Consider the following 25,248-nt stretch of genomic DNA (forward strand, 5'->3'; position numbering starts at 1 on the left):
CTACTCCAATGACAGCTTGAGCCGTTGGCCGTACAGGACAAGTGATTCGGCGGTCAGCATGACTTCATGTGGACAGTCCACCAGGTGCTCTGTAATCTCGCCGGCAATATAAGGACGCCAGCTGTGCAGAGCAGAGGTAAACCGATCACCCCCTCCCTGAGAAGCGGAGAACGCGACCATATCCCCATCGAAGACGCTCGGCTCATGTGCACAGTGCAACGCACGGTTGAACATGATGTTGTGCACCAATGAATCCAAGTTCTGCACGAACGAATCCATGAGTTGCTGGTATTGAGGAAGTTCAACGGCCACTCGTTGGCGGACTCGCTTGTGCAGTTGGTCGTAAGTCAGTGATCCATCCGTGTCTGGATTGTCAATGTTGTACAGCCGCAGGATTTCTTCCAGTACGCGCTTCTTGTCCAAAGCCCCGTCTGGTAGGTCGATGCTGTCGAGACGTGGTTGCGTGTCGATGAGGACGAGGCGCCCGACCGTGCACCCGCGTCGTTGCAGTTCTACGGCGAGTTCATGAGCGACGACGCCACCGAACGACCAGCCGAGCAGGTTATAGGGGCCGGTTGGGGAGATCTGTTGAATCCGGTCGGCATAATTGGCTGCCATATCCCGAAGGGAGTGCGGTTCAACTTCTTGCTCCTGCAGAGTCTGTTGGATCCCAATGATGGGACAGTCCAAGTACTTTCCGAGAGCTTGATATTGCCAACTCACGCCGCCACCGGGGTGAAGGCAGAACAGAGGCGCACCGGCGCCTTCTTTGAGCACCTCGACGGGGACGACTTCGGCAGCGCCGGCAGGTCCTTCCAGCTGTTGGCTGAGGGTTCGAACAGATGGCGCGTGGAACAAAGTGCGTACCGCCACGTTGGTGTTCAGGCGGCTGTTGATCGCGACGATCGCTTGCATCGCCAACAGGGAGTCTCCGCCGAGATCGAAGAAGGAGTCCTCCACCCCTACGCGCTCGAGACCGAGCACCTGGGCATAGACCTCGGCGATTATCTCCTCGGTCGGGGTGGCCGGGGCGCGATAGTGATCGGTCTCGGTGTACTCCGGTGCCGGCAGAGCCCGTCGGTCGAGCTTGCCGTTCACCGTCAACGGCAGCACATCGAGCACCACGACCGCCGCGGGGATCATGTACGTGGGTAGACGTTCGGACAGCGCCCGCCGAACCTCCGTGGTATCGACTGTGCCCATGGCAGATTCGGTGACGTATGCGACCAGTCGCTTGTCGCCGGGGCGGTCTTCGCGGGCGATGACCGCGCCCTGGTTCACACCAGGCAGCCCCACCAGGACCGACTCGATTTCGCCGAGTTCGATGCGATACCCGCGGATCTTGACCTGCTCATCGGCGCGCCCGACATAGCGCAGTTGTCCGTCACCACCCCAGCGCACCAGATCACCGGTGCGATACATCCTTTGGCCCTCCGCACCGGCGAACGGACAAGCTACGAAACGCGATCCGGTCAGCTGCGGGCGGCCCATATAGCCGTAGGTCAGGCCTCCGCCTGCCACATAGAGTTCGCCGACGACTCCGGCGGGCACCGGATGCAACCACTGGTCGAGTACGTGGAATGCGAGATTTGCCAACGACACCCCGATGGGGCTCTGGTTTGCCTCGACGTCTGCCGCGACGATCTCGCGGAACGAGGCGTGCACCGTCGTCTCCGTGATGCCGTACATGTTCACCAATCGCGGCGACTCGGGGTGGTTGCGCAACCACGTCTCGAGTCGTTGCGGTTCCAGCGCCTCTCCCCCGAATATCACCGTTTCCAACTTGAGCTCATCGTCGCGTTGGGAGGACAGCGCGTCGACGGACTGCAATGCATAGAACGCCGACGGAGTCTGGCTCAGGATCGTCACATTTTCCGTCACCAGCACGGAGTGCAGTTCCTGCGGCGAGCGCACCACCTCTTCGGGCACCACGACAAGCCGTCCGCCACGTAGTAGCGCACCGAAGATTTCCCACACCGAATAGTCGAAAGCGTAGGAGTGGCACTGAGTCCAGACATGTCCGTGCGAGAGCTCCAATCGCGCGTCCAGTGCTTCGAGCAGGCCGGTCACATTGCGGTGGCTGACCGCTACGCCCTTGGGTACACCGGTGGTGCCCGACGTGTATATGACGTAGGCGATTTCATCCGGATCCGCCACCGGCAGGCCGATGCTGGGTTGGTCGGCGATCCGTGGGTCTTCGATATCGATGACGGACAGTTCGCGTCCAGCCAGGCTCGCCGTCAGCGTCGTGGTGGTGACCGCCGCCAAAGGCGCGGCGTCGTCGAGCATGAACTCGATCCGCGCGGCCGGGTGTCCAGAGTCGATCGGCAGATATGCCGCTCCGGTCTTGAGCACCCCCAGGATGGCAACGATCGCTTCGAGTGATCGATTGAACAGCAGCGCCACCCGCTCACCGGGTGCCGCACCGTACCGAATGAGCAGGTGTGCCAAACGGTTCGACGCCTCATCAAGCTCGCGATACGTCATCGACCGGTCCCGGAACGTCAGCGCCACCGCATGCGGTGCGCGAGCAACCTGTTCGGCGAACAACTGCGGAATCGACGTCGCAGCGGGTGCGGGGGCGGTCAGTGCTGCCCGGTTACCCCACTCGTCGAGCCTGTGGCGTTCACCGCCGTCGAGCACATCCAGCGACGAGAGCCGTCGCGCCGGGTCGGCGATCAGCGCCACGACAACCCGATGCAACCGTTCGATGAGCACCTCGATCGTCGCCGTATCGAACACATCGGTGCGGAACTCCACAGCCCCGCTGATCCCGGCCGGCTCACCCGCCTCGGTCCAGCGTTCGGCGAGGGAGAACGTCAGATCCATGCGCGCGGTCTGAGTTTCAGCCACCACGGGCGTGAAGCGCAGATCGCCCAGAGCGAACTCCGCGGACCCGCCCATGTAACCGGATAGGTTCTGCCAGGCCAACATCACCTGCACAAGCGGGTGGTGGGTGAGGCTGCGAGTCGGGTTGAGCCGGTCGACGAGCACCTCGAACGGCACGTCCTGGTGCTGGTAAGCGGCCAGGCTGCGCTGACGCACCTGAGCCAGCAACTCAGTTACGCGCGGGTCACCGGCCAGGTCGACTCGCAGCACCAGGGTGTTGACAAAGACCCCCACCAGTTCATCCAGCGCCGGGTCGTCACGCCCAGCGATCGGGAAACCGACGGCGACATCGGGGCTGGCGCTGAGCTTCGCGAGCAACACCGCCAGTGCGGTCTGAACAACCATGAAGCTGGTGGTGTTGTGCTCACCGGCCACCCGGGCGATCTGCTGCTGCAATGCTGCGGGCCAATCCACGGCCACGGTTGCACCCCGGTAATCGGCCACCGAAGGATACGGCCGATCAGTGGGCAGTTCCAACCGCTCAGGCAGCCCGGCCAGCGCCTGCTCCCAGTAGGCCAGTTGCGCCGCTATGGGACTGTCGGGATCGGCCAAGTCGCCCAATTGCTCACGTTGCCACAGTGTGTAATCCACATACTGCACCGGCAACGGCGCCCAACTCGGCGCGTTACCGGCGCACCGGCCCGCATAGGCCGTACCGAGATCACGCATCAGCGGTCCGATCGACAGCCCGTCAGCGGCGATGTGGTGTACCACTGCCACGAGCACGTGCTCGTCAGCGGCCAGACGAAAAACCTTGGCACGCAGCGGAATCTCGGCGGTCAGGTCGAACGCGTAACGGGCTACGTCACCGAGCGCCTTCTCCACCTGCTCCGCGGGCCACCCACCGGCATCGACGACCTGCCAACCGAAATCGGCCCGCTCGACGGGGACGACGACCTGCTGGGGTATACCCTCCGGCGCGGCAAACAATGTCCGCAAGCTGTCCTGCCGACCCACCACATCGGCCAGCGCTGCTCCTAGCGCATCGGTATCCAGTGCACCGCTGATCCGATAAGCCGTCGGCATGTTGTACATCGCCGACGGACCGTGCAACTGGTCGAGGAACCACAGCCGCTGTTGGGCATACGACAACGGAACCGCCGGAGGCCGTTCTCGAACCGCCAACGGGGCCCTACTCCGCTCACCGCCGCACTCGCTGATCCACTCGGCCAGTCCGGCCACGGTGGGCATGTCGAAGAATTCGCGGATCGGCACCTCGACACCCAGTTCTGCACGCAGTCTGCCAAGCAGCCGCATCGCAGAAAGCGAATGTCCACCGAGGTCAAAGAACGAGTCGTCGATGCCGACCTTCGTTGCTCCCAGCACCTCGCCGAACAATGAGGCCACCATCTGTTCGCGTTGATCGCGCGGTGCCCGATAAGCCGCACCGCTGATGAACCTCGGCGCCGGCAAGGCGCGCCGGTCAAGCTTGCCGTTGACCGTCAGCGGCAACGCGTCCAGCATCATGATCGCAGCGGGAACCATGAACTCCGGCAGCCGCTCAGCAGCAAAGGTGCGCAGCTCGGCCACCCGTTCGACCGCCGCGGGATCGTTGACATGTCCGGCGAGCGAATCCACCGAGGTCGCCGGCTGGTAGATGTCGGACAGAACCTGCGTCCGATCATCGCCTCGGGTGTAGAGCACATCCACCAGACCCGCAGTGGGCGACCAGGTAACGGCGGTGGCGTAGCCCAGCTGCTCGCCGAGCTGGTGACACTGCGGCGGCAGCACGGCATTCTCCGGGATCGTCAAGCCGGCGCGTACCTCACTGATCGCCACTCGGTCCCCGACCTCCGAAAGCGCCTGTGCCAAGGCAACTTCCGGCCATATCGCGGCATGCGGCACCCCGGTAATCCGCAACTGCCCCGGCCGCTCGGTGCGTAAGTAGTCTTCCAGTGCAGCCAGGCTGCCCAACCGTTGCCACGAGTGTGTCGGCAACTCGGACGCGGAGCGCGCCGGCGTCGGAACCTTGCGCAGCACCACGTCGTAGCGATAGCCACTGAGCTCATTGGCCGCTTTCATGGACTTGAGCTGAAGGTCCACCGCAGCGATCTCACCGAGTTGCCGGGGCAGTGCCACGAAGAATTCGGGCGACAACAACAACTCTTGCTCGGCCAAGATCTCACGGCGCACTCGTTCCCGAATCACGGCCGCGGTCTGTTCGGCGCCGCCGCCGTCGGCGCACACCACCCCGGTGGTGAACGCCTGCAGCAACGACAGGTTGCGCACGTCACCGACGAACACCGCACCACCGGGTGCCAACAACCGGAAGGCCGACGCGAGCACATCGAGCAGATAACCCGCGCTGGGGAAGTACTGGATCACCGAGTTGAGAATTATGGTGTCGAAGTGGCCATGCGGCAGCCCGTCGGCCTCGTCTGCGGGCTGAGCCCGCAACCGCACTCGGTCACCCCACGGTTGCGAGGCCACCGCTACCCTCAACTTCTCGATCGTGACGGTCGAGACGTCGATGCCCCAGTACTCGTCACAGTCAGGCGCCAACGGCGTCAGCAGCAACCCCGAACCGACCCCGATCTCCAACACCCGTCGCGGGCCCAGAGCACGGATGCGGTTCACCGCATCCGCGCGCCATTCGCGCATTTGCTCAAGCGGAATCGGCTCGCCGGTGTAGCTGCTGATCCAGCCGCCGAAATCTTCGCCCAGTGCGGCCGGTGCGCCCGCGGTCGTCGGCTCAGCCGCGTAGAGCCCGCCCCACACCCCCTGCCATTGCTCGACGAGCCGGGCTTCCCGGTCGGGTTCGCGGACCAGCCTCATCTCCGGATCGGCCACGACGTAGCCCACCAGTTGCCTGTCGCTGACCGGCCCCCCGGCATCTGCGGTGTGGGCGACGACCACCGCCTGCGTCACCCGCGGATGCGCCGCGAGCACCGCGCCGATCTCGCCGAGTTCGATGCGGTAGCCGCGGATTTTGACCTGCTCGTCGGCGCGCCCGAGGTAACGCAGCTGTCCGTCGGCTCCCCAACGCACCAGATCGCCGGTGCGATACATCCGCTGCCCCGGTGCGCCGTACGGGCAGGCCATGAATCGCGATGCGGTCAATCCCGGTCTGCGCCAGTACCCGACCCCAACTTGAGGGCCGGCGACATACAGCTCACCAACCACCCCGGCCGGCACCGGCCCCAACCGCTCGTCGAGCACGAACAGCGCGGCGGTCGGCAACGGCGCACCGATCGGCACGACACCCGAACCCGGCATCAACGGTGCGCTCGCGGTGATCCACATCGTGGCTTCTGTCGGGCCGTATTCGTTGATCATCATCCGGCCCGGCGCCCATCGGTCGACCACCTCCGCCGGACATGGCTCACCGCCGACCAGCAAGGCCACCCCGTCCAGCCCTTCAGGGGACAATCCCCCGACCGCAGAGGGGGTTTGGCTCAACACTGTCACCTGTTCGGCAACGAGCAACGCGTGGAAATCAGTCAGCGAGCGGGCCAGGGTCTCGGGCACCACCACCAGCCGCCCACCGTGCAGCAGCGCGCCCCATATCTCCCAACCCGAGATGTCGAAGCTGTAGGAATGCCACTGCGACCACACCTGGCCCGGCGCCGCCAGAACCGGGTCCATGGAAGCCATCAACTCGGTCACGTTGTGGTGGGTGATGGCCACGCCCTTGGGCGTGCCGGTGGTCCCGGAGGTGTAGATGATGTAGGCGATGTCGTCGGCGGACGGCGCGGGCACGGGCGTGCGCGGATAGTCGTAAACGCGGGCGTCATCGACGTCGATGACCAGCAGGTCGTATCCGACCAGCCGCTCGGTCAGTCTGCCGGTCGTCATTGCGACCATCGGCGCGGCGTCACCGAGCATGAACTCCACTCGGCTCGCCGGCAGCGCAGGGTCGATCGGCAGGTAGGCCGCGCCGGCCTTGAGTACCGCCAACATGGCCGCGATCGCCTCAGCAGACCGGTTGAACAGCAGCGCCACACAATCGCCCGCGCCGACACCCTGCCCGGACAGCAAGTGCGCCAACCGATTCGATACTTCGTCGAGTTCGCGATAGGTCAGCGACACCTCACCGCAGCGCAGTGCCGGTGCCTGCGGGGTGCGGGCGGCCTGTTCGGCGAAGGCCACCGGTATCGACGCCGACGTGGATGCCGGCCGGCTCAGCACCGCGCGGTTGCCTATTTCGTCGAGGACGGCCTGCTCTCCTGCGTCGAGCAATGCCATCTCGCCCACTACGGCCGAGGCGTCGACGACCACCTCCTCGAGTACCCGGCCGAACCAGCCGACCAACCGCTCGATGGTGGACCGGTCATACAGGTCCGTCGCATAGGTGACCGTGCCGGCGGCCATCGGCGCATCGGGGTCCTCCGTGGGCACCTCGCCGAGGTCGAAATCCAAGTCCCACTTCGAAGTACTGACCGTCATTTCCAGCGGCTCGACAGAAATGCCGTCGAATGCCGCGCCCTCCGGGCGCACGTTGTTCTGGAAGAGCATTCCCACCTGGAACAGTGGATGGTGCGACGTGGAGCGCACCGGGTTGAGCTGCTCGACAAGCAACTCGAACGGCACATCCTGATTGCTGTAGGCATTCAACGCCTTCTGACGCACCCGCTCGAGCACCTCGCTGAACGAGTCCTCAGAACTCACCGCAACCCGCAACACCCACGTGTTGACGAAGAACCCGACCAGATCATCGAGCGCGGCATCCAACCGCCCCGCGATCGGCGAGCCCATCACCACGTCCTGGCCCACCCCCGCACGGTGCAGCACCACCGCCAACACCGCCTGCATCACCATCGACGCCGTCGCATTGTGCGCCGCCGCCACCGCCTTGACCTGCGCCCACAGCGGCGCCTCGATGCGCAACTCCACCCCGTCACCGCGATAACTGGGCACCGCCGGACGCGCACGATCCGCAGGCAGCGACACCACCTCCGGCACATCGGCGAGCTCAGCTCGCCAATACGCCAACTGCCCAGCGATCACACTGTCCGGATCCGACTCGACACCCAGCCAATCCCGTTGCCACAACGTGTAATCGGCATACTGCACCGGCAACGGCGACCAGCCCGGCTCCCCTCCGGCGCGACGCGCGCGATACGCCTCGGCCACATCACGCACCATCGGAGCCAACGACCAACCGTCAAAAGCGATGTGATGCACCACGATCGCGAGAACATATTGTTCGCGTCCCAGCTCATAGATCTGTGCGTGCACCGGGATCTCGCTCGCCAGATCGAACCGGTACCCTGCCAAGGCCGCCAGTTCGGTGGGCAGCTCCTGCTCGGACAACGACACCACCGCCGGGCCCCCACGCCGCCACATGCCCGCTTCTGCGGGCAACACCTTCTGGAACGGCACCCCGTCGACATCGGGGAAGACGGTGCGCAGGGATTCATGCCGGGCGATCACGTCGTCAAGGGCGGCGTCCAGCGCTCGCAGGTCCAACGTACCGGTGATCCGCAACGCGGTGGGAATGTTGTAGGTTCCGAACCCGTCCTCGAACCGGTTGAGGAACCACAACCGGCTCTGGGCATACGACAACGGCACCGTCGACGGCCGCTCGACGGCGACCAACGGCGCGCGCCGAACTGAACCCTCACCGATACGCGGAGCCAACTGCGCGACCGAGGGTGACTCGAATACCGTCCGCACGGCCAAACTGGCGTCCAGGCTGGTGTTGATTGCGGCGACGACCCGGGTTGCCGACAGTGAGTCACCGCCGAGGTCGAAGAAGGACTCGTCGACTCCGACGCGCTCGAGTCCCAGGACGCGAGCGTAGATGCCCGCCAGAATCTCCTCGGTGGGGGTGCTCGGCGGGCGGTACTGGCCCGCACTGTACTCAGGGGCGGGTAGCGCGCGGGTGTCGAGTTTGCCGTTGACCGTCAAAGGTAGGTGGTCGAGGACGACGACAGCTGCGGGGACCATGTAGGACGGCAGCCGCTCGGCCAGCCTCACGCGAACCTGAGTGGAATCCACTGTGCCCGGCGAGAATTCGGTGACATAGCCGACGAGGCGCTTGTCGCCGGGGCGGTCTTCTCGCGCGATGACGGCGGCCTGGTCGATTTCACTCAGGGCGGTCATAGCCGTGTGGACTTCGCCGAGTTCAATGCGGTATCCACGGATTTTGACCTGTTCGTCGGCCCGGCCCAGGTAGACCAGTTGCCCGTCGGTGCCCCAGCGCACCAGATCACCGGTGCGGTACATCCGCTGTCCTGCTGTGCCGAACGGGCAGGCCGAGAAGCGCGCTGCCGTGAGCCCGGCGCGGCCCAGGTAGCCGTAGGCCAGCCCGACGCCGGCCACATACAACTCACCGACCACCCCAACGGGTACGGGGCGCAGCCATGCGTCGAGAACGAACAGCGCGGCTCCCGGCACCGGAGTTCCGATCGGAACCACCTGCATGCCCGAAGTCAGCGGTGCGCTGACGGCCACACACATCGTCGTCTCGGTCGGGCCGTAGGCGTTGACCATCACGCGCCCCGGTGCCCAACGGTCCACCACCTCGATCGGGCAAGCCTCTCCGGCCATCACGACCGCGGTCGATTCCAACCCCTCATCCGGCAGCGTTGCCACCGCCGACGGCGTCTGAGTCAGCACCGTGACCGATTCGGCGACCAGTAGCGCGTGAAGCTCGTCCGGTGAGCTCGCTACCACCTCGGGGACCACGACCAGTCGCCCGCCGCGCAGCAGCGCACCGAAGATCTCCCAAACCGACACATCGAAGGCCAGCGAGTGACACAGGGGCCACACTCCCGATGTGGGCAGCCCAGCATCCAGCGACCCCAACAAGTGGGTGACGCTGCGGTGGGTGATGGCAACGCCCTTGGGGGTTCCGGTGGTGCCGGACGTGTAGATCAGGTACGCGATGTCGTCGGCATCCGGCGTCGCCAATTCAGTGCTGGGACAAGCGTTCACCGCGGGATCCTCGACGTCGATGACCGCGAGCTCGTAGCCGTCGAGCCGATCGACGAGGTCGGCGGTGCTGATCACCGCCGCCGGTGTGGCGTCGGTCAGCATGAACCGCAGCCGCGCGTCGGGCACGATGGGATCGATCGGCAGATACGCCGCCCCTGTCTTCAGCACCGCCAGCATGGCGACCACGGCCTGGGCCGAACGTTCGAGGAGCAGCGCTACGGATTGACCCGGCCCAACGCCCCGGTCGGCGAGTAGGTGGCCCAGCCGGTTGGCGGCTTCGTTGAGTTCGCGGTAGGTCAACGACCTGCCGTCACCGCTTATCGCCACCGCCTCCGGGGAGCGGGCGACCTGTACGGCGAACAACGCCGGAATCGACATATGCGCGTCAGGACGCGGCTGGATCAACGCGGTGCGGTGACCGAGCTCTTCGAGGCTGTGCCGTTCGTGCTCGTCGAGCAGATCGATTGTGGACACGCGGCGGCTCGGGTCGTCGGTCAAGTCGGTGAGCACACGGAAGAACCGCTCTACGAGCGTGTGGATGCTGGCGGCATCGAACACATCGGTGCGGTATTCGAGCGTCCCGGTGATCCCTACGGGTTCACCGGTGGAGTCCCAGCGTTCCTCCAGGGAGAACGAGAGGTCCATGCGGGCGGTATGGGTGTCGACGGTCAGGGGCTCGACCTGTACACCGCCCAGAGTTGGGGTGGGGGCGTGCTGGTCGGGGCGGTCGAAGTTCTGCCAGCCCAACATGACCTGAATCAGCGGGTGATGGGCCAGCGAGCGGGTCGGGTTAAGTCGCTCGACGAGAACTTCGAAGGGCACGTCCTGGTGTTCGTAGGCGGCCAGGCTGCGGGTGCGGACCTGCTCGAGCAACTCCGCCACGGTGGGATCCCCGTCGACTTGCACGCGCAGGATCAACGTGTTGACGAAGAAGCCGACCAGTTCTTCGAGCGCGGCGTCACGGCGCCCGGCGATCGGGAAGCCGATGGCCACATCGGTGCTGGTGGACAGTTTGGCCAACACCACCGCCAGCGCGGCCTGGACCACCATGAAGCTGGTCGCCTGATGTTGGGCTGCCACCCGGGCAAGCTGTTGCTGCAGTTGGGCCGGCCAGTCGATGGCGATGCTCGCCCCGCGTTGATCGGCCACCAGCGGATAGGGTCGGTCGGTGGGCAACTCGAGCCGCTCTGGCAGTCCCGCAAGCGCCTGTTGCCAGTAGCTCAGCTGCGCCGCGATGCGGCTCGCCGGGTCATCGAGTTCGCCGAGGACCTCGCGTTGCCACAACGTGTAGTCGACATACTGCACCCCTAACGGTGCCCAACTCGGGGCTCGCCCTGCACAACGCGCGGCATAAGCGGCCCCGACGTCGCGCACCAACGGAGCGATCGACCAGCCGTCCCCGGCGATGTGGTGCACCACCGCCACGAACACATACTCGTTCGCGCCGAGGCGCAAAAGCCTTGCTCGCAAAGGAATCTCGGCTGCCAAATTGAAACTGTGCCCGACTGTCGCAGAGATGGCTTCGTCGATCTGCTGGGGCGAGAACGCCGTGGCGTCGACCACAGCCCAGTCGAAGTCGGCACGCTCGGGCGGGATGACGACCTGTTGGGGAACGCCCTCGGCCGCGACGAACAGGGTCCGCAGACTTTCGTGACGGGCCACCACATCGCCCAGCGCGGCCCCCAACGCCTCCATCTCCAAAGACCCCTGGATGCGAAACGCTGCCGGCATGTTGTAAACCGGTGAGGGCCCGTGCAACTGGTCGAGGAACCACAACCGCTGCTGGGCATAGGACAGCGGCAACACCTGCGGGCGGGGGCGCGCCGTCAACGCGGTGGATGTGGCATCGGCGGCGTTGGTGTGGATCCAGGCAGCCAGGCCGGCCACAGTGGGCGCGTCGAACAACGCCCGGATGGGCACGTCCACGTTCAGCTCAGCCCGGACGCGGGCCACCAGACGCGTCGCCGACAGCGAGTGTCCACCCAGATCGAAGAACGACTCGTCGATGCCGACCCGATTCGCGCCCAGCACTTCGCCGAACAGCGCGGCCAAGACCTGCTCACTATCATCCCGCGGTGCGCGGTACGCGACCGTGCTGATGAACTCGGGGTCCGGCAGCGCTCGCTTGTCGAGCTTGCCGTTGACCGTCAACGGCAGTGACTCCAATACCATGACCGCCGCGGGAATCATGAACTCCGGCAACCGCTCTGCCACAAAGCTTCGCAACTCGGCCGCACGTTCGACCGCGGCCGGGTCGTTGACATACTCGGCCAAGGATGTCACCCGCGCGGCCGGCACATAGACATCTGACAACGGCTCCGATGCGCGGGTGAGAACGATGTCCACCAATCCCGCTGCGGCCGACCAGGTCACCGCTGTGGCATAGCCCAGTGACCGGCCCAGTTGGATGCACTGCCGCGCCGTCACCGCACCCTCTGGCGTCGACACAGCGGCCCTCACCTCGTTGACCGTCGCCCGATCCGGGGCGGAAGCCAGCGCAAGCACCAATGCCGCCTCCGGCCAGATTCCGGCATGCGGCACACCGGTTACCCGTAATTCTTGGACGTCTGTCGTGCGCAGGAAATCACCCAGCGCGGCCAAGCCGCCGAACCGCTCCCACGCTTCAGCTGGGATATGAGCTACCGAACGCGCCGACACCGGCGCTTTGCGCAGCACGACCTCGTAGCGGTAACCACTGAGTTCGTTGACCGCGTCCATCTCCTTGAGCTGCACGTCGACGGTGCCGATCTCCGGACAGTGCGAGGGAAGCGCGGTGAAGAACTCCGGGGCCACCATCAATTCCTGCTCGGCAAGCATCTCCCGGCGCACCCGCTCCAGCACGACGGCCGCAGTCTGCTGGCCATCGGCGTCCTCGGCGCACACCACCCCGGTGGTGAACTCCCGCAACAACGCCAGGTTGCGAACGTCGCCGAGGAATACGGCTCCTCCGGGGGCCAATAGCCGCAACGCCGACCTCAATACGTCGAGCAGATAGCCCGCGCTGGGGAAGTATTGGATGACCGAGTTCAGAACAACGGTGTCGAAATAGCCTTCGGGCAACCCGTCGGTCACATCGGCCGGCTGCACCGCCAAGCGCACGCGATCCGCCCACGGCTGCGATGCCACCGCCGCCCGCAGGTTCTCGATCGTCGGCGCGGAGAAGTCGGTGCCCCAATACTCGACGCACCCGGGGGCCAACGGGGCGAGCAGCAGACCCGAGCCGACGCCGATCTCCAACACCCGGCCCGGCCCCAATGCCCGAATTCGCTCCACCGCCGCCGCCTGCCACTGGAGCATTTCCCCCAGCGGAATCGGCTCACCGGTGTAACTGGAGTTCCAGCCGCCGAAATCCTGGCCCAGTTCGGCGGATACGCCCTGCGGCGCGAAAGCCTCTCCCGAGTACAGATCCGCATAGACGCCCTGCCACTGTGCCACGAGCTGGGCTTCCCGGTCGGGCTCACGAACCAACTTCGCCTGCGGATCGGGCACCACGTAGCCCACCAGTTGCTTGTCGCCTGCACCGTCGACCGCATCGGGCTCGTGGGCGACGACGACCGCCTGCGCCACCCGAGGATGAGCGCGTAGCACCGACTCGATCTCACCGAGTTCAATGCGATAGCCGCGGATCTTGACCTGCTCGTCGGCGCGCCCCACATAGCGCAGCTGTCCGTCCGCACCCCAGCGCACCAAATCCCCGGTGCGGTACATCCTTTGGCCGGCCGGGGTTCCCCCGCCGACGAACGGGCACGCCACGAACCGCGAGCCGGTCAGCGCGGCCCGGCGGACATAGCCCACGCCCACTCCGCGACCGCCGACGTACAACTCGCCGACGACCCCGGCCGGCACCGGACGCAACCACGCGTCCAACACGAACAACGCCGCGCCCGGAACCGGGACACCGATCGCCACCTCCGCCGATCCCGGGATCAGCGGAGCGCTGATGGTGGCATAGACGGTGGTCTCGGTCGGGCCGTAACCGTTGATCATCACCCGCCCCGGCGCCCACCGATCCACGACTTCCGCCGGGCAGGGCTCGGCGGCGATCATCAGTGCGGTCTCTTCCAGACCCTGCGGGGAAAGCACTCCAAGCGCCGACGGAGTCTGGCTGAGCATGCTGACTTTCTCCGCCACCAGCAACGCATGCAGATCCTGCGGAGAACGAGTGATCTCCTCCGGCACCACCACCAGCCGCCCGCCGTGCAGCAGTGCGCCCCACATCTCCCAGACCGAATAGTCGAACGCATACGAATGGCACTGTGACCACACCTGTCCCGGCGCAGGCCGGTAACGGATGTCCATCGAGTCGAACAGGCGGGTCACGTTGTGGTGGGTGACGGCCACTCCCTTGGGCAGACCGGTGGTACCCGAGGTGTAGATGATGTGGGCGATGTCCTCGGGAACCGGCCCCGGCAATGCGGTACCCGGTTGTTCGGCGACGCGCGGATCGGCGACATCGATCACGACGAGGTCGCACCCGTTCAGCTTCCCGGCGAGGTCACTCGTGCTGACCGCGACGACGGGCTCGGCGTCAGCCGCCATGAACTCGATCCGAGTCTCCGGATATGCCGGGTCGATCGGCAGATACGCCGCGCCCGTCTTGAGCACTGCCAAGATGGCCGCAACCGCCTCCGCCGAGCGAGGCATCAGCAGCGCTACAGATCGGCCAGGGCCTGCACCCAATTCAGTTAACAAATGCGCCAATCGATTCGACGTCTCGTCAAGCTCGCCGTACGTCAAAGCGACCTCGCCGCAGCGGATAGCCACCGACTCCGGCGCACGAGCCACGTGCTCGGCGAACGCCTCAGGAATCGTCACCGGCCTGCTCGACGTTTCGGCCAGGACCGCGCGGTTACCAACCTCGTCGAGACGGGCGTACTCGACCGAGTCCAGAAGATCGATCGACGACAAGGCCCGCGTGGGCTCGGCGACAATCGCTTCCAGAACCCGCCGCAACCGCTCGATCAGGGTTTCGATGCTGGATGCGTCGAACACATCGGTGCGGAACTCCACCATCCCGCCGATTCCGGCGGGCTCGCCGTCCTCGTCCCACCGCTCCCGCAGGAACACCACCATATCCATGCGGGCGCTTTGGGTGTCCGCGGTGAACGGCGTGATCTGCAGATCACCCAGGGTCAGCCCGGCCGCGGAATCATCGTCGAGACCGGGGAAGTTCTGCCACGCCAACATCACCTGGATCAGCGGGTGATGGGTCAGGGACCTGGCCGGGTTGAGTCGGTCGACCAGCACTTCGAATGGCACGTCCTGGTGCTCGAATGCAGCGAGTCCCCGCGCGCGTACCTGGTCCAACACCTGAGTGAACGACGGATCACCGTCCACCTCGACCCGCAGCACCAGCGTGTTGACGAAAAATCCGACCAGCTCGTCGAGCACTGGGTCGCGACGTCCGGCGATCGGGAAGCCCACCGCCACATCGGAACTGGCGCTCAGCTTCGACAGCAACACAGCCAACGCGGCCTGCATCACCATGAATCCGGTCGCATTGTACTCACGCGCCACCCGCGCCACCCGTTGTTGCAACCGGGCGGGCCAGTCGACCGTCACGCTCGCGCCGCGGTAGTCGGCCACGGCCGGATACGGCCGGTCGGTGGGCAACTCCAACCGCTCGGGCATCCCGGCCAACGCCTGATGCCAGTACTCCAGCTGCCCGGCGATCGGGCTGTGTGGATCGGCCAGATCACCGAACTCGGCCCGCTGCCAAAGCGTGTAGTCGACATACTGCACCGGCAACGGTGCCCAGTCCGGGGCCTGTCCTGCACACCGGTTGGCATAGGCCGAGCTGAGATCACGCACGAAGGGGGCGACCGACCAGCCGTCGCCGGCGATGTGGTGTACTACCGCGACGAAAACATGCTCGTCACTACTGAGGCTGAAAAGCGCTGCCTGTACTGGAATTTCGACAGTCAGGTCAAACCGGTGGCGCACCAACGCACCGACATTCTCGATCAGCCGCTGTGCCGGCCAGCCACTGACATCGACCACCTGCCACGTGAAGTCGGTGTGTTCGGCAGGCACGACCACCTGCCGGGGTACGCCTTCGACCGCCGGGAAGACCGTGCGCAGGCTCTCGTGGCGGGCCACTACATCGCCCAGCGCCAAGCCCAGTGCGTCGGCGTCGAGCGCCCCGCTGATCCGGAACGCCGTAGGCATGTTGTAGGTCGCGACTTCGTCCTCGACCTGGTTGAGGAACCACATACGGTTCTGGGCGAACGACAACGGCACGACCGCCGGCCGATCCGCCACGGCTACCAACGGCTTGCGCCGCCCCGTCCCCTCACCCACACGTGGCGCCAACCGCGCCACCGATGGCGCGTCGAACAACGTACGCACCGAGACATCGGCGTCCAGATCGGTGTTGATCGCGGCGATCACCCGCATGGCCGACAGTGAGTCGCCGCCCAGGTCGAAGAACGAGTCGTCGACCCCGACCCGTTCGATGCCGAGGATCCGTGCGTAGATGCCGGCCAGGATCTCCTCGACGGGGTTCGACGGGGCGCGATACCTCTCGGCATCCTGATACTCGGGCGCCGGCAGGGCGCGTTTGTTGAGCTTGCCGTTGACCGTCAGCGGCAACGCATCGATACCCACCACCGCGGCGGGCACCATATACCCGGGAAGCCTATCGGCCAACACATTTCGTGCCTGCCCAGGATCCGCGGTTCCGGTGATGTAGCCGACCAGACGCTTGTCGCCGGGGCGGTCCTCGCGCGCGATCACCACCGCCTGGTTCACCCCAGGGACCGCTGCGAGCGCCGCCTGGACCTCGCCGAGTTCGATGCGATAGCCCCGAATTTTGACCTGCTCGTCGGCGCGCCCCAGATACCGCAGCTGGCCGTCGGCGGCCCAGCACACCAGGTCGCCTGTGCGATACATCCGTTGTCCCGGGATTCCAGCGTCGGCCACCGGGCATGCGACAAACCGTGACGAGGTCAACGCGGGCCGGCGCCAATATCCCAATCCGAGCCCGGTGCCGGCCACATACAGCTCACCGACCACACCGACCGGGGTGGGGCGCAGCCATTGATCCAGCACGAAGAAGCCGAGATGGGCCAACGGCACGCCGATCGGGCTGGCATTGCTGTCCAGGTCGCCGGATGTGATCTCGCGGAACGAGGCATGCACCGTTGTCTCGGTGGTGCCATACAGATTCAGCATCCGCGGTGCTCGCGGATGCCGCTCCAGCCACGTTCGAAGGCGTTGCGGGTCGAGGGCTTCTCCGGCGAATATCACGCTTTCGAGCGCGAGTTGGGCTGAAGCCTCGGGCGCCAACCCGTCCGCGGTCTGCAGTGCGTAGAACGCCGACGGGGTCTGGCTCAACACGCTTACATGTTCACGGGCCAGCAGGGCATGGAAGTCCTCCGGAGCGCGGGTCACCGGCTCGGGCACCACGACGAGCCGTCCGCCGCCGAGCAGTGCACCCCAGATCTCACAGACCGACACGTCGAAGGCATACGAATGCCACTGGGACCACACGCCGGACCGGTCAACATCAGCAGACAACGATGCGAGTAGTTCGATGACGTTGTGGTGGGTGATGGCAACGCCTTTCGGGACACCAGTGGTACCCGAGGTGTAGATCAGATACGCAACCTCGTCGGCGGCCGGTGCCGGCAGCGCCGTGCTCGGTCGGCTCGCGATGGCGGCGTCGTGGACGTCGATGACCGTCGGCCCGCGCCCGTACAGCCGCTCGGCAAGCTCGTCGGTGCTGACCGCGACCATCGGCGCGGCGTCCTCCAGCATGAACTCGATCCGGGCCGTCGGCAGCGCCGGGTCGATCGGCAGATAGGCCGCGCCCGTTTTCAGCACTGCCAGAATCGCCACGATCGCCTCGGCCGACCGTGGGAGAAGCAGCGCCACGCACTGTCCAGGGCCTGCCCCGTGACCAGTCAACAGATGCGCCAACCGATTTGCGGCGGCGTCCAATTCGCGATACGTCAGAGCATGGCCGTCGAAGCTGACAGCTACCGTGTCGGGAACGTGCGCAACCTGTTCGGCGAACAACGCCGGGATGGACGGCAGCCGGGTGCTCAATGGCGCCGGGCGAGCCACCGTCGCGCGGTTCTCCCACTCCGCCAAGAGCTCGTATTCACGGGCGTCGAGCACATCGACCGACGACAGCGGGCGGGTCGGGTCGACAGTGACCGCCCCCAACACCCGTCGCAACCGCCAGATCAGCGCGTCGATGCTGGCCGCATCGAACACGTCGGTGCGAAACTCCACCGCTCCACCAATGCCCGCGGGTTCACCGGACTCGCTGAAGCGCTCAGCCAACGAGAATGTCAAATCCATCCGAGCCGCTTGGGTCTCTACGTCCAGCGGCGTGACGCGGACATCGGAGTCCGGCCCCTCGAGGGGCTCGCCGCTGCGCGCGGGGAGGTTCTGCCACGCGAGCAACACCTGTACCAGAGGATGGTGAGTCAAGGACCGGGCTGGGTTGAGCCGGTCCACCAGCACCTCGAAAGGCACATCTTGATGCTCGAATGCCGCCAGGCTGCGGGCCCGTACCCGCCCCAACAGCTCGGCGATAGTTGGATTGCCGGACACGTCGACCCGCAACACCAACGTGTTGACGAACAGTCCGACGAGGTTGTCGAGGGCCGGATCACGCCGGCCGGCGATCGGGAAGCCCACCGCCACATCGGAGCCGGCGCTCAGCTTCGCGAGCAACACCGCAAGCGCGGCCTGCACCACCATGAAACTGGTCGCATTCTGCTCACGGGCCGTCCGCTCCACCTGCTTCTGAAGTTCCGCCGGCCACTCCACGGCCACGCTGCCACCGCGGTAATCAGCTACGGACGGATAAGCCCGATCGGTGGGCAATTCCAGGCGTTCGGGTAGCCCGCTCAGCGCCCGCTCCCAATACGCCACCTGAGCCGCGATGCGGCTGGCGGAGTCGTCGAGATCGCCCAGCTGCTCGCGCTGCCACAGCGTGTAGTCGACATACTGCACCGGCAACGGCGCCCACTCCGGCGCACGGCCCTTACCCCGGCTGGTATACGCAGTGACGAGATCACCGATCAGCGCGCTGATCGACCAGCCGTCGGCGGCGATGTGATGCACCACCGCGACCAAGATGTACTCGCCGCCTCCTAGGCGGAAAACTGTTGTCCGTAAGGGTGTTTCAGTCGACAAATCGAAGCCGTAGCGAACCTCGGCGCCGACGGCCTCCTCCACCTGCTGCGCCGACCAACCGCCGGCATCGACAACCCGCAGGCGCGAATCGACCTGCTCAGCGGGCACCACCACCTGCTCGGGAACCCCCTGCCGCGCGACGAACACCGTGCGTAAGGTCTCCTGGCGGGCCACCACATCGGCCAACGCCGCGTCCAATGCGTCGACATCCAGTGCGCCACTGATCCGAAAGGCCACGGGCAGGTTGTAGACGGGTGACGGCCCATGCAACTGATGCAGGAACCACAATCGCTGCTGTGCAAACGACAACGGCAACACCTCAGGGCGTTGCCGCGCCGTCAACGCCTCGAATCCGCCCGAACGCTCATCCAGCCGGAGCGCCAGTTGGGCCACGGTGGGTGCTTCGAAGAGCGTGCGTACGGCCAGGTCTGCACCGAGGTCGGCATTGATCGCGGCGATCATTCGCGTCGCCAACAACGAGTCGCCACCCAGGTCGAAGAACGAGTCGTCCACTCCCACCCGTTCCAGGCCGAGCACCCGAGCGTAGAGGCCGGCAAGGATCTCCTCGACGGCTGTGGCCGGAGCCCGGTAACGGTCAACGCTCGAATACTCCGGCGCTGGCAAGGCACGCTTGTCGAGCTTTCCGTTGACCGTCAACGGCAACTCGTCAAGCACCACCACGGCCACCGGCACCATGTAGGACGGCAACCGCTCACCAAGCTGGTCGCGAACCCTGGCGGGGTCCGCGCCCCCGGTGAAATAACCGACCAGACGCTTGTCGCCGGGACGGTCCTCGCGCGCGATGACGGCCGCCTGATCGACTCCGGCAAGCCCGGCCAACGTGGCCTGGACGTCGCCCAGCTCGATGCGGTACCCGCGGATCTTGACTTGCTCATCGGCGCGACCCACATAGATGAGTTGCCCGTCAAGACCCCACCGGACCATGTCACCGGTGCGGTACATCCGTTGTCCCGGTGCATTCGCGCCGACAAACGGACACGCCACGAATCGCGACGCGCTCAACCCACCCCGACGCCAATACCCCACGCCCACTCCGGCACCGGCCACATAAAGTTCCCCGACGACCCCGGCCGGCACCTGTTGCAACGAGTTGTCCAACACGAAGAAGGCAAGATGACCTAACGGAACCCCGATGGGGCTCGTACTGCCGTTGACGTCGGCGCTGACGATCTCCCGGAACGAGGCGTGCACCGTCGTCTCGGTGATGCCGTACATGTTGATCATCCGCGGGCATCCTGAATGGCTCTCCAACCAGGCTCGGATGCGCTGTGGCTCAAGGGCTTCTCCGCCGAACACGACCGCCTCGAGCTTCAATCCCGATCTGAGCTCCGGCTCCAGCGAATGCACAGATTGAAGTGTGTAAAACGCCGATGGCGTCTGGCTCAACACGCTGACCCGCTCGGCAACCAGCAAGGCGTGCAGATCGCCGGGCGAGCGCACTACCTCGTCGGGCACCACGACGAGGCGTCCGCCGTACAGCAGCGCGCCGAAGATCTCCCACACCGAGTAGTCGAAAGCCAGTGAATGGCATTGCGTCCACACCTGATTCGCGAGATGTACATCGCCATCGAGGGTCTCTAGCATCCGCGTCACGTGGTGATGGCTGATCGCAACACCCTTGGGCACACCGGTGGTTCCCGAGGTGTAGATCAAATAGGCGAGATCCCCGGGATCGGGCACTGCCAATCCCGTACCCGGCCGGTTTTGCACGGCGGGGTCGTCGGCATCGATGACCAGCAATCCATGTCCGTTCAACCTCTCGGCCAGATCGACGGTGCTGACCGCGACCATCGGCGCTGCATCGGTGAGCATGAACTGCACCCGAGCGTCGGGATGCGCGGGGTCGATCGGCAGATACGCCGCACCCGTCTTGAGTACCGCCAAAATCGCCACGATCGCCTCGGCCGACCGTGACAGCAGGAGTGCCACGCACTCGCCGGGAGCCGCACCATGCTCACTCAACAAGTGCGCCAACCGATTCGACGCCTCGTCGAGATCGCGATAGCTCCACGAACGCGTACCGAAGGTAAGTGCCACGGCATCCGGCGTCCGCGCAACCTGCGCGTAGAATAAGTCGGGAATCGACCGCAGCGGAGCATTCGTGCGCTCACCCAAGACCGCCCGGTTGCCCCATTCATCCAGGCGCGCGTAATCGGTGTCATCCAGCAGATCCATCGACGACAAGCGCCGTGTGAGGTCTGCCGTCATGACCGTGCCGCCACGTCAGCGGTCATCGCCACCAAAACCCGTCGCAGACGCTCGACAAGCAACTCGATGGTCGCAGTGTCGAATACGTCGGTGCGGAACTCCACTACCCCCCCAATTCCCTCCGGCTCACCGGTATCGGTCCAGCGTTCAGCCAAAGAAACCACCAAATCCATTCGGGCCGTTTGGGTCTGCGCCGGTAACGGAGTGACCCGCACATCGCCGAGCCGAAGTCCTGCCGCCGGGCCGCTGCTGTGCCAAGGAAGGTTGTTCCAGGCCAACATCACCTGCACCAGCGGATGATGGGCCAGGCTACGGACCGGATTGAGCCGATCCACCAACACCTCGAAGGGCACGTCCTGATGCTCATACGCGGCTAGGCCGCGCTCGCGAACTTGAGCCAGCAGCTCGGCGATCGTTGGATCTCCCCCCAGATCTACCCGGAGCACCAGGGTGTTGACGAAGAAGCCGACCAGCTCGTCGAGCGCAGGCTCACCGCGTCCGGCGGTCGTGATTCCGACTGCCACATCGGAGCTTCCGCCGATCTTGGACAGCAGGACCGACAGTGCGGCCTGGATCACCATGAAGCTGGTCGCATTGTGTTCGCGGGCCAGATCGCGTACCTGCTGTTGCAGCTGCGCCGGCCAGTGCACCTCCACGCTGGCGCCACGGTAATCGGCCACCGGTGGGTAAGGCCGGTCGGTGGGCAGATCCAGGCGCTCGGGCAACCCGGCCAACGCGTCCTCCCAATAGGCGAGCTGGGCGGCGATGGGACTTTCGTCGTTGTGGATGTCGCCGAGATGCTCGCGCTGCCACAGCGTGTAGTCGATGTACTGCACCGGCAACGGTGACCAGTTGGGCGTCGTGCCGGCGCACCGACTGGCGTACGCCACCCCAAGATCACTCACCAGCGGCCTGACCGACCAGCCGTCAGCAGCGATATGGTGCACCACCGCAACCAACACGTGCTCGTCGTCGGCGATTCGTAATAGCCTTGCCTGTAATGGGATTTGGCTTCTCAAGTCGAACTCGTGGCGCGCCACGGCGCCGACGGCTTCCTCTAGTTCGGTCGCCGACCAGCCTTCTGCATCGATGACGCGCCAACCGAAGTCCGCCTGCTCGATCGGCACCACGAGTTGATGGGGTAGTCCGTCGACCGACGGGAACAGCGTCCGCAGACTCTCCTGGCGGTCCACCACATCGGCCAACGCCGCGCCCAAGGCGGCAACATTCAGCGGACCGCTCATTCGCAAAGCCACCGGCATGTTGTAAACCGGAGAGGGCCCCTGCAACTGATCGAAGAACCACAACCGTTGCTGTGCGTAGGACAGCGGGGGCCGTTGCGGGCGCGGCATCGAGTGCAACGCCGGGCGGCGGGCACCCCCACCATGCCGGTGAAGGTAGTCGGCCAGACCTCGAACGGTTGACGCGTCGAATAAGCAACGCACCTGAACCTCCCGGCCCAAAGCCAATTGGAGCCGCGCAGTCACTCGGGTAGCTATCAACGAATCGCCTCCGAGGGCAAAAAAGTCGTCATCGAGGCCGACCCGGGCCACACCCAACACTTCAGCGAAGGTGTCGGCGATGATCTTTTCGGTCGGCGTCTGCGGGGCACGGAAAGCCGTCGCTGCGAATACCGGTTCGGGTAAGGCCCTACGATCCACCTTGCCGGAGGTTGTCAGCGGCAATTGATCGAGAACCACGATCTGAGTCGGCACCATGTACTCCGGCAAGCGCGCGCCCATCCACTGGCGCACCGCGCTGATCTTGGTGTTGGTGTCGGGATCGTTGGCGTAGATGCTGCGCTGTCCGCCTGCGGCCGTGGGCCGATACAGGTCAGTCAACGCCGGGCCGTGCGCACCGTTGGTGGCCGCCGTGAACACCGCATCGAGGGTGCCGGGCTCGGCGCCCCAGGTGACAGCGACGTGGTATCCGGTGTCCTCGCCGATGCGATACAACTGTTCGGGGACAACGGCTTCCGTGGTCACCGCAGCCTTCCTGCGTGCCTCGGCGGCCGTCAGACCAGCAGCCAGAGCTTGTTCGACCTGCACGTCGCCGATCACCCCGGCGCGTGGAATGGCGCTGACCCGCACCGCGTCCATTCGCTGCGCCGTCAAAGTGGCTTTCAACCCGGTGATCCCGCCGCTTGCGCTCCACTCCCATGTGGGCGCCTCTGCAAGCGATCTCACTCGCGTTGGAGCTTTATGGACGATGACGTCGTACCGGTACCGGTTCAGCTCGTTGTCGGCCACGCCGCGCTTGACTTCGATGTCGAGGCCGGCGACCGCCGAATGCTCGGCAGCCCATGTCGTGAAAAATTCCGGCGCGAGCAATAATTCGGGTTCGCCGAGTACCGCTCGCTCAACCCGTTGCCGGATCTCAATGGCGTCGTCGGTGCTGGTGCGTGCGAACGCCACTGCGGTCTGGAACGCCCTTTGCAAGCCGTGGTTTCGCACATCCCCGATGAAGAGCGCCCCGCCCGGGGCCAGCAGAGCCATCGCGGCGTCTATGACCTCGGCCAGATACCCGGCGTTGGGGAAGTACTGGACGACGGAGTTGAAGATCACGGTGTCGAAGTAGCCATCCGGCAGCCCCTCGGTGACATGCGCCGGGCGGGTCAACAATTCGACGCGATCGCGCCAGGGAATCTGCAATCGCTCGAGTGAGCGCGCAAGGTTATCGACAGCCGCTGCAGACATATCGGTACCGACATAGCGTTCACAGTTCGGGGCGACTTGAGACAGGATCAGCCCCGATCCGGCGCCAATCTCCAAGACTCGCCGGGGCCGCAGCGCCAAGATCCGGTCCACAGTGGCGCGCCGCCACTCCTGCATCTCTGTCAGCGGAATCGGATCACCGGTGTAACTGCTGTTCCAGCCCCGGAAGTCCATTCCGAACTCCGGCCCCTCCACCTCGGCGCCGTACCACTCGTCATACATCTGTTGCCACTGGTCGACGATTTCCACGTCATGATCTGCGCTGCTGGCGTGCTCCAGGGCGACGTACGCGATCAGATGATCGGCTCCCGTATCGCTGTGGTGCACTGTCGCTGCGGCTTGGGTGACCTGCGGGCAGCCCAGCAGGGTGTTCTCGATCTCCCCCAGCTCGATGCGCTGCCCGCGAAGTTTGATCTGTGCGTCGGCGCGCCCGAGATACTGCAGGGTGCCCGCCCGGGTCCAGCGCACGAGGTCCCCGGTGCGATACATCCGTTCCCCCGCCCGCCCATATGGGTTGGCCACGAAACGCTCTGCCGTCAGTGCGCGCCGCCCCACGTACCCGCGCGCCAATGTCGTTCCTGTGACATACAACTCACCCACGATCCCGGTCGCGGCCGGATTCAACCTCGAATCCAGAACCAGCGCACCCACTCCACGGATCGGCACGCCGATGTCGACCGGCTGCCCTGCACGAAGCGGCGCTGTGCCGGTCGCCCACACCGTGGCTTCGGTGGGGCCGTAAGCGTTGTACATCTGCCGTCCCGACGCCCAAGCGGCCACCAGTTCGGGTGGGCAGGTCTCCCCGGCCGTGATTAGAGTCTGCAGCCTGTCGAGCCGGCTTCGATCCAGTGACGCCACGACCGATGGGGTCATGACGGCGGCGCTGACCTGCTGACCATGCAGCAGCGCGGTCAACGCCTCCCCGGCGTAGGCCTGCGGGGGAACCACTACCAACGTCCCGGCCGCACCGGCCGCCCACAACATCTCAAAGACCGACGCGTCGAACGTCGGCGCCGCCACCATCGCGACTCGAGACAGGTTCTCCACTCCGTACTCTTCATGCTGGGCAGCGATCAATCCCCACACACCGGTGTGGCTGACCGCAACGCCCTTCGGGATGCCGGTGGAACCCGATGTGAAGATCACATACGCGGCGTTTTCAACCGTCAATGCTGCCAGCCGATCAGCGTCGGTAATGGGTTCGGCACTGCGCCCTGACAGGTCCAAGTCATTGATGCGAAGCACTGGACGCGAGCCTGCTGCTCCAGCGGGTATGCCGTCGCCACTGGTCAGTACGCATACCGAATCGACGTTCTCCAGCAGGGAGGAAATGCGTTCCACGGGATGAGCTCGATCCACCGGCACGTACACGCCGCCGGCCTTGACG

At 65.4% G+C, this 25,248-nt stretch carries 2 protein-coding genes (1 of these 2 cut by a window edge); both read right to left on the reverse strand.

The features are described 5' to 3' along the window. Complete coding sequence (locus AAHH99_RS00120) at positions 1-21,147, reverse strand: non-ribosomal peptide synthase/polyketide synthase (protein ID WP_418766882.1); 21,147 nt, start codon at positions 21,145-21,147, stop codon at positions 1-3. Then, positions 21,144-25,248, reverse strand: partial view of an amino acid adenylation domain-containing protein gene (locus AAHH99_RS00125; protein ID WP_418766883.1) — the end only. 15,428 nt of this gene lie beyond the right edge of the window; 4,105 of the gene's 19,533 nt are visible here — the last part of the coding sequence; its start codon lies off the right edge, out of view; the stop codon is at positions 21,144-21,146. The genes AAHH99_RS00120 and AAHH99_RS00125 overlap by 4 nt, the downstream gene beginning before the upstream one ends.

The organism is Mycobacterium neumannii (assembly GCF_048452905.1).
In the GTDB taxonomy this organism is placed as follows: domain Bacteria; phylum Actinomycetota; class Actinomycetes; order Mycobacteriales; family Mycobacteriaceae; genus Mycobacterium; species Mycobacterium neumannii_B.